General features: G+C 70.8%; 12 protein-coding genes, 1 tRNA gene and 1 riboswitch. Of the genes, 6 read left to right on the forward strand and 7 right to left on the reverse strand.

Annotation, left to right across the window (positions count from 1 at the left end; all coding sequences use genetic code 11):
- Window positions 1-3: 3 nt before the first annotated feature.
- Window positions 4-582 carry a TetR/AcrR family transcriptional regulator gene (locus tag PH203_RS27375; RefSeq protein ID WP_289923164.1) on the reverse strand — a complete coding sequence of 193 codons (579 nt, stop codon included), beginning with the start codon at window positions 580-582 and terminating at the stop codon, window positions 4-6.
- A 175-nt stretch (window positions 583-757) separates the two neighbouring features.
- Here PH203_RS27375 and PH203_RS27380 point away from each other — a divergent pair, with 175 nt between their 5' ends.
- A complete protein-coding gene (locus PH203_RS27380; RefSeq protein ID WP_289923165.1) occupies window positions 758-2,203 on the forward strand; it encodes an MFS transporter in 1,446 nt (481 codons plus the stop codon).
- 72 nt (window positions 2,204-2,275) lie between these two features.
- Window positions 2,276-2,349: transfer RNA gene (locus tag PH203_RS27385), tRNA-Pro, on the forward strand.
- Window positions 2,350-2,441: 92 nt separating this feature from the next.
- Here PH203_RS27385 and PH203_RS27390 read toward each other — a convergent pair.
- The 3 genes from PH203_RS27390 to PH203_RS27400 all read right to left on the reverse strand — a co-directional run bounded on the left by PH203_RS27390 (window position 2,442) and on the right by PH203_RS27400 (window position 6,467).
- The gene (locus PH203_RS27390; protein ID WP_289923166.1) at window positions 2,442-4,415 is read right to left on the reverse strand and encodes a right-handed parallel beta-helix repeat-containing protein; all 1,974 of its coding nucleotides are present in this window, start codon (window positions 4,413-4,415) and stop codon (window positions 2,442-2,444) included.
- Between the two features lie 135 nt (window positions 4,416-4,550).
- Window positions 4,551-5,318, reverse strand: a complete 768-nt coding sequence (locus PH203_RS27395) for an NPP1 family protein (RefSeq protein ID WP_289923167.1) — start codon at window positions 5,316-5,318, stop codon at window positions 4,551-4,553.
- A gap of 12 nt (window positions 5,319-5,330) precedes the next feature.
- Window positions 5,331-6,467: a glycoside hydrolase family 19 protein gene (locus tag PH203_RS27400; protein ID WP_289923168.1), complete on the reverse strand. Its 1,137-nt coding sequence runs from the start codon at window positions 6,465-6,467 to the stop codon at window positions 5,331-5,333.
- Between the two features lie 205 nt (window positions 6,468-6,672).
- Here PH203_RS27400 and PH203_RS27405 point away from each other — a divergent pair, with 205 nt between their 5' ends.
- Window positions 6,673-7,854 (forward strand): esterase-like activity of phytase family protein, encoded by a 1,182-nt coding sequence (locus PH203_RS27405; protein WP_289923169.1) that lies wholly within the window; start codon window positions 6,673-6,675, stop codon window positions 7,852-7,854.
- 13 nt (window positions 7,855-7,867) lie between these two features.
- Here the strand turns inward: PH203_RS27405 and PH203_RS27410 are convergent, their stop codons facing one another.
- Entirely contained in the window at window positions 7,868-9,760 is a 1,893-nt protein-coding gene (locus PH203_RS27410; protein ID WP_289923170.1) for a cellulase family glycosylhydrolase, read from the reverse strand.
- A 197-nt stretch (window positions 9,761-9,957) separates the two neighbouring features.
- On the opposite strand from PH203_RS27410, the gene PH203_RS27415 reads away from it, so the two are divergent.
- Window positions 9,958-10,821, forward strand: a complete 864-nt coding sequence (locus PH203_RS27415) for an LLM class flavin-dependent oxidoreductase (RefSeq protein WP_289923171.1) — start codon at window positions 9,958-9,960, stop codon at window positions 10,819-10,821.
- Window position 10,822: 1 nt separating this feature from the next.
- Here PH203_RS27415 and PH203_RS27420 read toward each other — a convergent pair whose 3' ends face one another.
- Complete coding sequence (locus tag PH203_RS27420; protein ID WP_289923172.1) at window positions 10,823-11,110, reverse strand: DUF1905 domain-containing protein; 288 nt, start codon at window positions 11,108-11,110, stop codon at window positions 10,823-10,825.
- 4 nt (window positions 11,111-11,114) lie between these two features.
- On the reverse strand, window positions 11,115-11,984 hold the full coding sequence (locus PH203_RS27425; RefSeq protein ID WP_289923173.1) for a hypothetical protein: 870 nt from the start codon (window positions 11,982-11,984) through the stop codon (window positions 11,115-11,117).
- 175 nt (window positions 11,985-12,159) lie between these two features.
- Between PH203_RS27425 and PH203_RS49705 the strand changes: the two genes are divergently transcribed.
- Window positions 12,160-12,282: a putative leader peptide gene (locus PH203_RS49705; RefSeq protein ID WP_354671263.1), complete on the forward strand. Its 123-nt coding sequence runs from the start codon at window positions 12,160-12,162 to the stop codon at window positions 12,280-12,282.
- Between the two features lie 112 nt (window positions 12,283-12,394).
- Window positions 12,395-13,273, forward strand: a complete 879-nt coding sequence (locus tag PH203_RS27430; RefSeq protein ID WP_289923174.1) for a glutathione S-transferase C-terminal domain-containing protein — start codon at window positions 12,395-12,397, stop codon at window positions 13,271-13,273.
- A gap of 39 nt (window positions 13,274-13,312) precedes the next feature.
- Window positions 13,313-13,421, forward strand: a riboswitch (SAM riboswitch).
- Window positions 13,422-13,668 lie beyond the last annotated feature (247 nt).

Raw genomic sequence — 13,668 nt, forward strand, 5'->3', positions numbered from 1 at the left:
AATCTAGAGTCTTGTACGAACACCGTCCAGGGCGATCGACATGACCCGCTTGCGCTGCTCCGCGCTGTCGAAGGCGGTCGCGGTGATGCCCGCGACCATGCGCAGCAGATCGGTGAAGTCCATGTCGGTGCGTGCCTCGCCCGCCCGCTGGGCCCGTTCCAGCAGGGGAGTGCCCGCGCCGTACATCGACGCGCGGCAGGCGGCGAAGATCTCCGTCTCGTCGTTGAGGGCCTCGCGGACGGCCCGTTTGGTCACCATGTAGTCCGCGAACCGGTCGAGCCAGGCGGTCAGGGCGTCCCAGGGCTCCCGGTCGGCGACCTCCTCGGCGACCCTCACCAGGGTGTTCACCTCGTCCGCGTACACCGTCTCGAAGAGATGGCGGCGGGTGGGGAAGTTCCGGTACAGCGTGCCGATGCCCACGCCGGCCCGGCGTGCGATGTCCTCCAGTGACGCCTCCGCCCCGTGCTCGGCGAAGGCCTCGCGGGCCGCGGCCAGGAGGGCGTCGTAGTTGCGGGCGGCGTCCTTCCGGGTCGGCCGGCGGGACGCGACGATCTCGCGGACGGGGAACGGCTGGGCGGTCACGGACGCCTCCCGGGGGCTGAAACGGAGGTGATCCTCCGTTCCGGGTTGAAGCGGAGGTGTGCCTCCGCTAGAGTGGAGGCACACCTCCACTTTATCAGTCGAGGCGTATCCCTGCCCTTTCCGCGACCGCTTCCGACAAGGCCCCGGCCGCACTCTGTGTTCGGAGAGGCTCTCCATGCCCCGCAAGTCCACCCGACTCACCTTCGCGGTCCTCGCGACCGGTGCCGGTGTGTTCGCCATGCTGCAGTCGCTGATCGCGCCGGCCCTGCCGACCGTCCAGCACGCTCTGCACACCTCGCAGTCCACCGCGACCTGGGTGATGACGGCCTACCTGCTGTCCGCCTCCGTCTTCACCCCGATCCTCGGCCGCGTCGGCGACCTGATCGGCAAGAAGCGCACCCTCGTCGCCGTCCTGCTCGTCGTCCTGGCCGGCTGTCTGCTCGCCGCCCTCGCCCCGACCATCGGCGTGCTGATCGTCGCCCGGGTCGTCCAGGGCGTCGGCGGCGCCCTGTTCCCGCTGTCCTTCGGCATCATCCGGGACGAGTTCGCCCCGTCCGAGGTCAGCGGCAGCATCAGCAACCTGTCCGCCGTCATCGCCGCGGGCGGCGGCGTCGGCATCGTCGCCGCCGGGCCCATCGTGTCCGCGCTCGACTACCGCTGGCTGTTCTGGATCCCGGTCGCCGTCGTCGCGGTGACCACGCTGATCGCCCTGCGCTACGTCCCCGAGTCACCCGACCGGGCCGAGGGCAAGGTCAGTTGGCTCGGCGCCGTGCTGCTGTCGGCCTGGCTGGTGGCGCTGCTGCTTCCGCTGAGCCAGGCGACCCGGTGGGGCTGGGGCTCGGCCCGGGTGATCGGCCTGTTCGCCGTGGCCGTCGTCCTGTTCGTGCTGTGGCTGCTGGCCGAGGCCCGCTCCCGCTCCCCGCTGATCGATCTGCGCGTCATGCGGCTGCCCGCCGTGTGGACCACCAACACCGTCGCGCTGCTCTTCGGCGCGGGCATGTACGCGCTCTGGTCCTTCCTGCCGGCCTTCGTCCAGACGCCGAGCTCCGCCGGATACGGCTTCGGCGCGAGCGTCACCGCCTCCGGACTGCTGATGCTGCCGATGCTCGTGGCGATGTTCCTCTCCGGGATCCTCAGCGGCCGGCTGGAGCCGGTGGTCGGTGCGAAGGCCCTGCTCACGACCGGTGCCGCGCTGGGTGCCGTGGCCCTCGGCCTCCTCGCCCTCTGGCATGACGCGCAGTGGCAGATCGCCGTCGTCTCGGGTGTCTTCGGCCTCGGCATCGGGCTGGCCTTCGCCTCGATGGCCAACCTGATCGTCGGCAGCGTCCCGGCCTCCCAGACCGGCGCCGCGACCGGCATGAACGCCAACATCCGCACCATCGGCGGCTCCATCGGCGCCGCGGTGACGAGCGTCCTGGTCACCGGGCACCTCCAGCCCTCGGGCCTGCCGTACGCCTCCGGCTACACCCACGGCTTCACCCTGCTCGCGGTCCTGTGCCTCGCCGCGGCCCTGGCCGCCTTGCTGGTGCCGGTCCGCAGGAACGGCCGTCTGACGGACCGGGCCCGGGCGGCGAACGAGCCGTCGGAGGCCGGGCAGCAGCCGGCCGCCGTGCGCGGCTGACGTCCGCCCCTGTCACGTCCATGCGGTAGGGTTTACCTGCGAGTTCCCGCGGTTTACCCGCGAGAGACGCATCGGGACGTGGCGCAGCTTGGTAGCGCACTTGACTGGGGGTCAAGGGGTCGCAGGTTCAAATCCTGTCGTCCCGACGGTGTGAAGGGTCTTCGCAGGCAGATGCCTGCGAAGACCCTTCGTCGTTTTCGACCGTTTTCGTCAGACCGTTTTCGTCAGGTCGTCTCCGTCAGCGCAGGCCCAGCCGCTCCCGGTACCGCGGCAGCGGCCCGGCGTTCGCCAGTACGGCGGCGCAGTCGGCGTCGGCGGCGCAGGCCCGGCCCGGATCGCGTGCGGGCAGCAGGGTGTTGCCGGTGAACACGAGATCGTGCGGGTCCCCGCAGCCCTCCTCGGGGTTCGTGGCGTCGGCCGGGGGCCAGGCGCCGGGGAAGTCCCGCCGCTCCACCCAGAACGGCACCGCGTCGTCCCAGAAGTTGCCGCGGTAGCGCACGTTCCGGACGGGCCGGTCGCCCCACTCCTCGCTGCACCCGCCGATCGAGGCGACATAGTCGTAGACCGCGTTGCCCTCCACCGTCGTCCAGTTGGTGCTGTCATCGGTGTAGATCCCGACGTTCCAGTCGCCGTACTTGCTGCCGGTGACCGCGTTGCCGCTGATGACCGCCCCGTCGGCGAAGGAGCGGCCCTGTTCGCCCCGCAGATAGATGCCGCCGCCGTCGGGCAGGAGCCGGTTCGTCGCGAAGACGCGGTTGCCGAGGATGCGGTTGGCGTGCATGACGCCGCGCAGATCGTCGGCGGGACCCGACAGGATGCCGGTGTAGGGCACATGGTCGATCTGGTTGTGCGCGAGGGTGGTGTCGCGGGTCGCGGAGTCCCAGACGGCGGAGGAGGCGTGGTACTCGGCGCCGGTGCGGTGGATCCGGTTGTTGGTGACCCGGTTGCCGCGGTTGGTGCCCTTGACGTCGGGCGCCACGATCCCCATCAGGATCCCGCCGTCGGAGACATCGGTGATGAGATTGCCGTCGACCACGTTGTACGAGCTGTTTCCCGACAACTCCAGGGCCTGCGCGCCGAGATGGGTGAACCGGTTGCCCTCCAGGCTGATCCGCTCGGCGGTACGGAAGGCGACCGTACCGGGGACCGTCAGCAGCCTCGCGTCCTCGTCCCCGCTTTTGCCGGAGCCGTTGCCGGCGCTCTTCCCGGGGCGCAGGTACATGCTCCACGCGGACGGGAACCCGGCCGGCTCGCTGGGCGCCAGCCAGGTCGCGTACGCAAAGGTCAGGCCACGGAAGGTGACGTCGTGCAGGGGGCGGCCAGGCCGGCCGGTGCCGGTGACCAGGTTCTCCAGGACCGGGGCGGTCACCTCGGCTCGCCTCATGTCCTGGCCGGGGCGCGGGAAGTAGAGCAACTCGTGATGGCCGGGCCGGGTGCGGTCGAGGTACCAGCCGCCGGGCTCGGGCGTGAAGCTCGGGGAGTTCTCGACGACCGTCGGTGACTTCAGCAGCTCGGGGCCTCCGTAGAGGGCCTGGGCGAGGTCCCAGCAGGGCTGGTCCATCGTGATGGTGCGGCCCGAGATGCCGGCGACCCCGCAGCGGCCCTCGACATAGCCGCCGCGGTAGACGAACTCGATGTCGGCGGGGTTCTTCCAGCTCCGCGGAACGGCACTGGTGGTGACGTATCCGGTCCTCGTCACCTTCAGGGTGCCGTCGAGGCCCTTGCCCTCGCGGGCGAGCCGTGTGGCGCGGCGCCCGTCGACGTAGAGCTGCCGGGTCTCCAGACCGCTCACGTCCGTGCGCCAGAACCCGCGCAGCCGTGGGTCCGGCCGCCAGCCGGAGATCCGCCGGCCGCCGCTGAAGGTCACCTGCTCCTGGCGCGGCGTGCCGTAGCCGTACGCCTGCCAGGTCACCCCGGAGTCGCCCGCGGCCTCCGACAGCCGAAGCGGCTTCCTGAGCGTGTACGTCCCACCGCGGAGGTTCACCACCGGGCCGGACCTCATCTCCGCGGCCCGGGCGGCCTGTTGTGCGCGTGCCGGGGTGGCGAAGGGGCGGTCGAAGGTGCCCGGCCAGGAGTCCTTGCCCCATGGAGCCACGTACAACTGGGTCGTGGTCGCCGGTTGTCCGGCCGACGCCGTGAACGGCAGGGCCGTCATCGCCAGTGCCATCGCGGTCAGTGCGCCCGCTGTCGTCCGATTGCGCAAGAACACCATGTCTCCCCCAGGGTGGGTCTTGCTCTCCACCCTGGAGGAGGCGGGGGACGGCGGACATCGGGCGATCGTCGATGGAACCGCCATCCTCGGATGGTGCGAGCGGCTACCAAAGTCGGCGAGCCGCGGCCGCGCCTGTCATGCGTAGGGGTCGAAGGGGATCGCCGACGGCTTCGAGGCGGCCAGGTGATAAGGGAAGTCGCCGTCGTCGATCTTGAGCGTGGCCGAACCGAAGTCGGCGCTCACGAGCTTGTCGCGATAGCCGGCCGGATAGCCGTTCCAGCCGACCAGGCGCGGGTAGAACCAACCGCCCGTGGCGTTCTCGGCCGGTTCGTCGTTGCCGGTGGCGAAGCGGAAGCAGTGGGTCGAGACACCGTCCTTGTGGTAGACGATCTTCGGGTGGGTGCCGTCGAAGCGGACCGCCGAGCGGGCGGCCACCTGGTAGCCGCTGTGCTGGGACACCGACACGTACTGGACGGCGTCGTTGTTGATCCACACCACCACGTGCTCCCAGTCGTGCCGGTGCCCGATCGCCGCCGGGCCGAGCGTCGCCTGGTCCTTCTCGAAGTAGCTGGCGTACATCACGGCACACCAGCCGTTGTTGCACTTCGCGCGCGAGTAGGTGTTGGCGTTGGCCAGCTGGGCGTAGTCGTGGCACTTGCCGTTGACGTCGCCACCGAGCTTGAGGCCCGGGTTGAGGGTGCCGTCGGCGCCGATCGCCGCGGTGGCGTAACAGCCGTCGCCGTCGTAGTCGTACGCGGGGGAGTAGGTCTGCTCCAGGCCGTCGGCGTTCTGGGGCAGCAGGGTCAGGACGTTCGCGTGGGCGGTCGTCGGCACCGCCACGAGAAGGGTCAGGGCGCCGATCGCGCCGAGGAGCGCCTGGGCGAGGGGTCTGAACTCGGTCATCGGTCCGCCTTGTCAGCAGTAGAGGTTGCCACCCGGCGCGACGCCGAGGATCGAGGTGAACCGGTTGTAGGCGTCGACGCGGCTCTGCACCTGCGCCGGGTTCCTGCCGTCGCACTCCAGAGAGCCGTTGATACTGCGGATCGTCTGGCCGAAGCCGGCCTGGTTCACCATGGCGTTGTGCGGGGTCATGGTGCCGGGGCCGGTCTGGGTGTTCCAGTACCAAAGGCCCGTCATCCAGGCCACGGACGCGTCGTTCTGCACCAGCCAGGGGTTGCCCAGCAGATCGAGGCCGAGCGCGTCGCCCGCCGCCTTGTAGTTGAAGTTCCAGCTGAGCTGGATCGGCCCGCGGCCGTAGTAGGCGGCCTGGCCCGCCGGGCAGCCGTACGGCCGGCTCCAGTCGCAGTACGTGGGGTAGTTGGCCTGGTTCTGCTCGACGATGTGGACCAGCCCGCCGGTCTCGTGGTTGACGTTGGCCAGGAAGGCGGCCGCCTCCTGCTTCTTCACGGTGTCGCTGCCGGTGGTGGCGAAGCCGGGGTAGGACCTGAGGGCCGCGGTGAGGCCGGCGTAGGTGTAGAACGAGTTCCGGTTCGGGAACATCTGGTTGAACTGGGCCTCGGAGACCACGAACCCGGACGGGCTGGTGCCGCCGCCGCTCGCGGGCGCGTTCCACTTCTGGTTCGCCCCGCCGGAACAGGTCCAGATCTGCAGACGGGTGCCGTTGGCGCTGTTGTTGTCCCGCACGTCGAGGCACTTGTTCGCGGCCGGGTTGACGATGTCGCGGGCCGCGGTGACCACCCACTGCTGGTTGGCGCTGCCCGAGCAGTCCCAGAGCTGGACCGCCGCGCCGTCGGCGGTGGAGCGGTCGACGACGTCCAGACACCTGCCGAGTGCGCGCAGGGTGCCGTCGCCGGAGTTGGACCAGATCTGGGCGCCGGTGCCGTTGCAGTCGTAGAGCTGTACGGCGGTGCCGTTGGCGCTGTTCGCGCCCGCGACGTCGACGCACTTGCCCGCGAGCCCGGATATCGAGCCGTCGGCGGCGTGGGCGGGGGCCGCGGTGAAGAGGGCGGCGAGGACGGCGAAGAGAGCGGCGAGGACCGTGAGGCGCCTGCGGGACCGTCTGCGGCCCGGTGCGCGGTCGGAGAAGGACATGGCTGAGGACGCTCCTGGGGTGGGTCGGGGGGTGAGTGCGTCACACGTGGCGTTGCTGACCCGTGAAGTTAAAGGTATGGACCATGCCCGTCAAGTGTTGAAGTAAGTATTGAAGTAAGCGAGTTGGGGCTTCGGCCCGGCTTGCGCACCGGGCGTTCGTCCCGTGTTGGCGCTCCCGCCACCCGGTGTCCCTACCGTGCGCGCCATGAGAAGACTTTCGATCATGGCCACCGCCGCGGCGCTGACCCTGTGCCTCGCCTCGCCCGCGGTGGCCGACCGGGAGCACACCGACTTCGGCCGGGCCACGCTGACCGGCTTCGCCTCCCTGCCCGCCCAGACCTTCGTGCCCGGCAGCGAACCGTCCGGATCCGCCATCGGCGCGGGCCCCTTCAACGGCATCGCACCGCCCTTCGCCGGCCAGCCCGTGCAGGGCTTCAGCGGGGTCGTGAACCGCCACGACGGCACCTTCGACGCGCTGTCCGACAACGGCTACGGCAACAAGGCCAACAGCGCCGACTTCCGCTTGCGCGTCCACCGCATCAAGCCGGACACGCGTACCGGGAAGGTGAAGGTGGTCGGCGGATTCAACCTCAGCGACCCCGACCACCATGTGCCGTTCGCGCTGACGCGGGCCGACCGGGTGCTCACCGGCGCCGACTTCGACGTCGAGTCGATCGTGCGACTGGCCGACGGGACGTACATGCTGGGCGACGAGTTCGGCCCGTATCTGCTGCACTTCTCCGCCCGGGGCCGGTTGCTCGAGGCCCCGATCGCGCTCGACGGCGTGCGGGCCCCCGAGTACTCCTCCCAGCCCACCATCGCGAGCAGCAAGGGCTTCGAGGGCCTGGTCCGCGGTGTCGACGGCCGTCACCTCTACCCGCTCCTGGAGGGCACGGTGACCGGAGACACCCCCGGCGACCTGCGCTTCAGCGAGTTCGACCTGTGCAAGGGCGCGTACACCGGCAAGCGCTTCGTCTACCGCCTGGAGTCCACCTCCCATGCCATCGGTGACGCCATAGCCGTCGACAAGCACCGCTTCCTGGTCGTGGAGCGCGACGGCGGCCAGGGCGACACCGCCAAGTTCAAGCGGATCTACCTCGTCGACACCCGCGACCGCAACGGCGACGGACTGGTAGACAAGACCCTGGTCGCCGACCTGTTGGACCTCGCGAACCCCAAGGGCCTGGGCGGTTTCGACACGACGTTCCGCTTCCCGTTCCAGACCATCGAGGACCTCTCCCTCCTCGACGACCGCACGGTGGCCGTGCTGAACGACAACAACTTCCCGTTCTCCTCGGGCCGTACGGCCGGGCAGGCGGACAACAACGAGTTCATCACCATCCGCCTCGGCGCGCCGCTGCACGCCGACAAGCGGGCCTTGCGCTGAACAGGCCCGACACTCAGGTGAGTTCGCGGCAGTAGAGCGCGTCCGGCGTGCGGGACGAGCCCACCCGGCCCGTGTACGCGATCCCGGCCGCGTACTCGTCGACCGCGCACTGCCCCTTGTAACGGCCGTACGCGAAGTCGCCGCCCTTGGGGCTCGTGCCCCTGTTGTCGCCCCGGTCGAACCAGACGGTACGGCCGCTCGTGCCGAGCCTCCCGGCCGGGGCGGCCGCGCACAGGGCGGCGGAGACGGCGGCACCGCGCACGCTGTACCCGGTCAGGAACTGCCCGTCGGCGCACTGGAGTTTGGTGTACCCGGACGCCCAGTCCCGCCCCGGCACGACATGCCGCTCGTCGACGACCACCTCGTGTCCGCCGGCCGGATCCCACAGGGCGCCGGCGGACACCTCCGAGCAAAGGCCCCGGTTTCCGGTGTGGCTCAGACCGAGCAGGCGCTGCCCGTCGGGGCAGACGGCTTTACGGGCGCCGGAGTTCCAGTCGGGCAGCGCCCGCATCCGCCGTGACGCGACGAAGTCGCCGTGGTCCGGGCTGAGCATGGCCCAGTCCGGCACGGGGTTGATGTGGCCCGTGCGGCCGGGGGAGCCGATCAGTCGGGTCCAGGCCGCGGCCCGCCAGTCGTCCCCGTCGTACACGCCCATGCGGTGTCCTTCGGCGTCCCAGTGCAGCAGCGCCCAGCCGTTGCCCTTGCGGTCCTCGTGCCAGCCGACGAGCGGCCAGTACGCGAAGTCGGCGTCGGTGCGGATGAGTTGGTCGACGAAGTTCTCGAACCAGGCCCGCGGCTTCGTCCCGGTCTCGTCGCGTCCGCCGACGCCGAACTCGCTGATCCAGACGGGGGCGGTGAAGTGCCGGTCCTGCTCGGCCGTCACGAAGAAGGCCTGGCGGTCGAGGGTGTCGATCAGTTCGGCGGGGGTGAGGTCGCGATAGCGGGGGTCGCTGGTCTCACCCGTTCCGGTGGCGCCGCTGTGGTTCGGGCCGGTGTAGTCGTAGAAGTGGGCGGAGTACACGAGCTTGCCGGAGTCGACGAGGGTGTGCGACAGCCGGCGCGCCGGCTCCAGGGTGGGGCGTTCATGGGCGAACCCGTCGACGGGGATGCCGGTCCAGTTGATGCCCTCGACGATGATCAGGAGGTCCGGGCTGGCCTCCGTGAGGATGCGGTCGCCGACGCGCTGCGAGGCGGCGAACCAGTCGTGGTCGTCGCCGAGGCCCCAGTTGGGGTCGTCCCAGACATCGCGGCGGACCTCGTTGTAGAGATCGGCGCCTACGACCCGCTTGTTGCCCTGGTAGCGGCGGGCCATGAACAGCCAGTCGCTTTCCCAGGCCGCAGTCGACTGACCGGTGTTCCAGCGTTCGTTGCCGTCGACACCGCAGCACCAACGGGTCGTGTTGGTGTGGTTGTTGAGGATCACCGCGAGGCCGGAGGCGGTGAGCTCGGCCACCACGGCGTCGTACACCTGGAGCGGTGTCCTGCCGCGCAGGGCGGGGTTGGCGGCGACGGAGTCGTCCGCGACCGGGCGGGTGTCGTGGATCATCTCGTTGGAAAAGGGCAGCCGGACGCTGTTGATCCCGATCTCCTGGAAACCGGCGATGATCTCGGCCACAGGGGCACGGTCCAGGCCGAGCGGCATCCGCCCCGAGTTCTCCCCGGCGTGGTGGTTCGCGTCGTCCTCCGTGCTGCCCGAACCGTTCCAAGTGCCGCTGGCGCCATGCCAGTTGCCCGAGCGCAGCTTGAAGCGGTCGCCGTCGGCGTCCACGATCCAGCGACCCTGCGTACTGAGCGGAGCCGTCCAACTCGGTGTGTCCGCGGCGGCCTTGGAGGCGGTCGTCAACGGTGTCAGCGGGGTCATCAGGAGTACGGCGGCCAGTACGGCCCTGACGAGGAATCCGAGCATGGCCACCATCCCGAGGACCGCGTTGGCGTTGCCGCCTTGTTGTCATGGCAGCGTCATCATGGTGGGTGGCTCGGCATTGGTCCAGTCCTGGTCGCCGATGATTTTCGGCCGGTCTGCGAACGCGCGCCCATGCCGCGAACGCGGTACGCGCAGGCATGATGGCGTCGACTGTGTGTTCCCTTTGATCGGAGACGCATATGGACATCGGAATCGGCCTGCCCAACACGGTGCCCGGCACCGACCCCCAGTCCCTCCTCGACTGGGCCCGGCGGGCGGAAGCGGCCGGGTTCAGCACCCTCGGCACCATCGGGCGTCTGGTGTACGGCGGTTACGAGGAGCTGATCGCCCTCTCCGCCGCGGCCGCGGTGACCAGCCGGATACGGCTGACCACCAGCGTGCTGCTGGGGCCGCTGTACACGAACTCCGCGCTGCTCGCCAAGCAGGCCGCCTCGCTGGAGCGGATATCCGGCGGGCGGTTCGTCCTGGGGGTCGGCCTGGGCAGCCGCGACGACGACTACGCGGCCAGTGACGTGTCCACCAAGGGCAGGGGCCGCCGACTGGAGGAGCAGCTGGCCGAGTTGAAGCGCGTCTGGGCCGGGGAGGAGCGCGGGTTGGCCGGAGCCATCGGGCCCCGGACCGTCCGGGACGGCGGCCCCGAGCTCATCCTCGGCGGCTCCACGGAGGCGAGCTTTTGGCGCGTCGCCGAGTACGCCGACGGCTGGATCATGGGCGGCGGCTCGCCGGACATGTTCGCCGAGGCCGCCGCCGGTGTCGACGCGGCCTGGCAGAAGGCACACCGCGCGGGCACACCGCGCAAACTGTCGCTCGCCTACTTCGGGTTGGGCCCCGACGCCCGCGCCCAGGCGGACACCTACCTCCTGGACTACTACGACTTCCTCGGCGACTTCGCCCAGCAGATCGCGGGGAGCGCCGCGGTGAGCGCGGAGATGGTCAAGTCCTACGTCGACGCCTTCGCGGCCGGCGGCTGCGACGAACTCATCTTCGTCCCCACCGGATCCGGGCTCGACCAGATCGACCTGCTCGCCGAGGCGATCGCCTGAATCAGAGCAGGACGGTCATCCCGACCGAGACCTCGTCCCCGGTCGTGATGCTCTGCGGCCCCCGCACGGCCTTCTTGAGCGGCAGCAGATAGCCGCCGTCCTTAGGGAACAGCGAGGTCTCGAAGGCGACTTGACCGATCCGCGCCCGCACCGGGATCACCCCCCAGCCGTACGTGGCCAGCGCGGCCACCTCACGGATGTCGCCGGACTCCTCGTCGGGCACGGGCACGAAGTAGTACGGCGCCGGACCACGCCACTCGATGACACGACCGGTGAAGGAGAGCTCCATGAGGTCAGTCTCCCGCACCGAGTTCCCGGCGCAGCCGCCGCGTCCACGGGTGGTCGTCGCCGAAGACGCGCGCGAAGTGGGGTGACAGCTGTACAAGTCCCGTGGCTCCGGCCGCCGTGTCGGTGTGGTCCCGGGTCAGCCGGGCCACGTGGAAGGCGTTGAGCAGGGTGTGCGGGTGTTCACGGCCGAGGGCGGTGGTGCGGTCGTGGAGGAGGGCGGTGAAGAGGCGGTGGGCGGTGTGCGGATCGCCCTCCGCCTCGGTCCAGTGGGCGATGTTGTGGCGTACGGCGAGGGTGTGCGGGTGGGCCGGGCCGTTGACCCGGTGCTCGTCGTCGAGGAGGGCCCGGAAGTCGGCCAGGGCGACGACGCGGGCGTGGGCGCCCTGGGCGGCGGTCCAGTACGCGGTGTTGTGGCGGGCCAGCAGGGTCTCCGGGGCGTCCGGGCCCAGCGCCCGTTCGGTGTCGCGGCGGAGCTCCGCGTACTGCCGGGCGGCCTCCCCGGGGTCGCCCGCCTCACCGGTCCAGCGGGCGAGGTCGTCACGGAGCAGACGCAGGGCGCGGCGGCCGTGGCCGTGGGTGTGACTGTGGTCGCGGTCGTGCTCGTGGCCTCGGGAGCGTTCGTGGTCCTGGGCGTCGAGGCGGCCCCGGTAGATGTCCAGCAGCCGCCGCGTCTGCTCCCTCGCCTCCAGAGCCCCGCCGCACACGCCCGTCCAGTACGCGATGCCGTGCCGTACCACGAGCGTGAACCAGGCGTCGTCGCCGAGCCGGGTGCGGCAGTCGGCCTCCAGCCCGGTGAGCAGCCGCAACGCGGCGGACGCGTTGCCCGCGGCACCGATCCTGTACGCGCTCAGCTGGCGCTCGCGAAGCAATGCCATGGAGCCCGCCCCCGCCTGGATCGTCGGCCGCGCTCCCAGAGTAGCCAGCGGCGCCCCACCCCAGAAGACACCTGCCCGCCACCCCGCCGGTGACCGTCTCGTGGACGCCCTCTTGACGTCGACCGGAGCCCGATCGACACTCCAGATGGGAATCCTAGTGAACAGGTAGGGAAACATGGGGCGCCTTGAAACGGCTGTCGGCCGAGTGAGCCGTACGTCCGGGCCGTCGCCTCTTCTCACCTCCCGCCGTCACATCGACCTGCAGCGGGTCTGCAGCGCCATCAGCCGCCGGGGCTGAGCCCCCCCGTACCCGTCGCCGCCCCTGCCGCCACAGCCGGGGGCCACCCCTGTCCTGGCCCGACGTCGCTTCCGCCGCGCGTACGTCCGCGCGCCCATACCCGGGGAGATCCATGTCCGTCACACCGCTCGCTCCCGCCTCGACCGCGCAGCCCGCCCCGGTGTTCCGGGGCCGGATCGGCCGGGACGCGCGCAGCGGGCACTACGCCGTGCCGCGCCGCTACCGGCTCCATCTGTCGACCGCATGTCCGGACGGACTGCGCATCGCCGTCGTGCACAGCCTCCTCGGCCTCGACGACGCCTGTCCCGTGACCTTCCTGGACGCGGTCCCCGACTGTTCCGACGGGGGACACTCCGTGCTGCGCCCGCTGTACGAGGCCAGCGCGCACCGGTACAGGGGCGCCGCCACCGGGCCGGTGCTCAGCGACGACTGGTCCGGACGCATCGTGAGCACCCACGCCCCGGACATCACCCGCGACCTCGCCCGCCACTTCGGCGGCGGCCGTCCGGCGCTGTACCCGTGCGGCGCGGAGTCGGAGATCGAGGCCGTGGAGCGGCTGTGCGCGCAGGACCTGGAACAGGCCGCACAGCGCGCCGGCACCCCCGACGCCGAACCCGCCGAACGCGAGGCGGCGCTCGACAAGCTCCTGGAGACGCTCGGCGCGCTGGAGCGATGGCTCGTGGGCCGCGACCACCTGATCCGGGATCACATCACCGCCGCGGACGTGGAGTTGTGGGTGACACTGGTCCAACTGGACACCGTGCACCGCCATCACCTGGACGCCTCGGCCGTGCAGCGGATCGCCGGCCACCCGACCCTGTGGGCCTACGCCCGCCGGCTCGCCGCGCACACCGACTGCGGCGCCCACCTCGACCTCGACGGCATCGCCCGCCGCCACCACGCCCGCTGCCGGGGCCTGGAGGCCGCCGGTGCCGCCGTGCAGATCCTCGACTGGGCGGCGCACACCGCCCATGTGGTGGACCGGCATTGACATCCGTTCGGGCAGATGTCTTTACTTACGCCCCAGAACGGTCATGAGCGTCAGCGACAAGCCCTGGCTGGCTGACCGGCAACCCTCGCTCCGCGGTGGGGTGCCCCAGGTGACGACCGGACCGACGAAGTCTCGGTAAGCGCGAGGGCCCACGGGGCCCGGAAGAAACGGTGACGGACATGTACGCAGTTCCCAGGACGGCCACGCGCCGCGCCTCGGGCTGCGTACTGCCGTACGCCAGCCCGCTCGTCGCCGACCGGGCCGTCGATCTCCTGCGCGTGAACAGCGCACTGTGTACCGCACCGGGCCGAGCCCGCTGTCGGGGCTGACGTCCCCCTCCGCAGCCCCAGCGTTCCCGACGAACACCGCCGAAGCGGTGTGCCGTTGTCCGCCCA

Origin of the sequence: Streptomyces sp. S.PB5 (genome assembly GCF_030403745.1) — a bacterium.
In the GTDB taxonomy this organism is placed as follows: Bacteria; Actinomycetota; Actinomycetes; order Streptomycetales; family Streptomycetaceae; genus Streptomyces.

Excerpts from the sequence above, each read along its gene's own strand:
- PH203_RS27380 (WP_289923165.1), top strand. The coding sequence starts at position 758 with ATGCCCCGCAAGTCCACCCGACTCACCTTCGCGGTCCTCGCGACCGGT.
- PH203_RS27390 (WP_289923166.1), bottom strand. The coding sequence starts at position 4,415 with ATGGTGTTCTTGCGCAATCGGACGACAGCGGGCGCACTGACCGCGATG.
- PH203_RS27395 (WP_289923167.1), bottom strand. The coding sequence starts at position 5,318 with ATGACCGAGTTCAGACCCCTCGCCCAGGCGCTCCTCGGCGCGATCGGC.
- PH203_RS27400 (WP_289923168.1), bottom strand. The coding sequence starts at position 6,467 with ATGTCCTTCTCCGACCGCGCACCGGGCCGCAGACGGTCCCGCAGGCGC.
- PH203_RS27405 (WP_289923169.1), top strand. The coding sequence starts at position 6,673 with ATGAGAAGACTTTCGATCATGGCCACCGCCGCGGCGCTGACCCTGTGC.
- PH203_RS27410 (WP_289923170.1), bottom strand. The coding sequence starts at position 9,760 with ATGCTCGGATTCCTCGTCAGGGCCGTACTGGCCGCCGTACTCCTGATG.
- PH203_RS27415 (WP_289923171.1), top strand. The coding sequence starts at position 9,958 with ATGGACATCGGAATCGGCCTGCCCAACACGGTGCCCGGCACCGACCCC.
- PH203_RS27420 (WP_289923172.1), bottom strand. The coding sequence starts at position 11,110 with ATGGAGCTCTCCTTCACCGGTCGTGTCATCGAGTGGCGTGGTCCGGCG.
- PH203_RS27425 (WP_289923173.1), bottom strand. The coding sequence starts at position 11,984 with ATGGCATTGCTTCGCGAGCGCCAGCTGAGCGCGTACAGGATCGGTGCC.
- PH203_RS49705 (WP_354671263.1), top strand. The coding sequence starts at position 12,160 with ATGGGGCGCCTTGAAACGGCTGTCGGCCGAGTGAGCCGTACGTCCGGG.
- PH203_RS27430 (WP_289923174.1), top strand. The coding sequence starts at position 12,395 with ATGTCCGTCACACCGCTCGCTCCCGCCTCGACCGCGCAGCCCGCCCCG.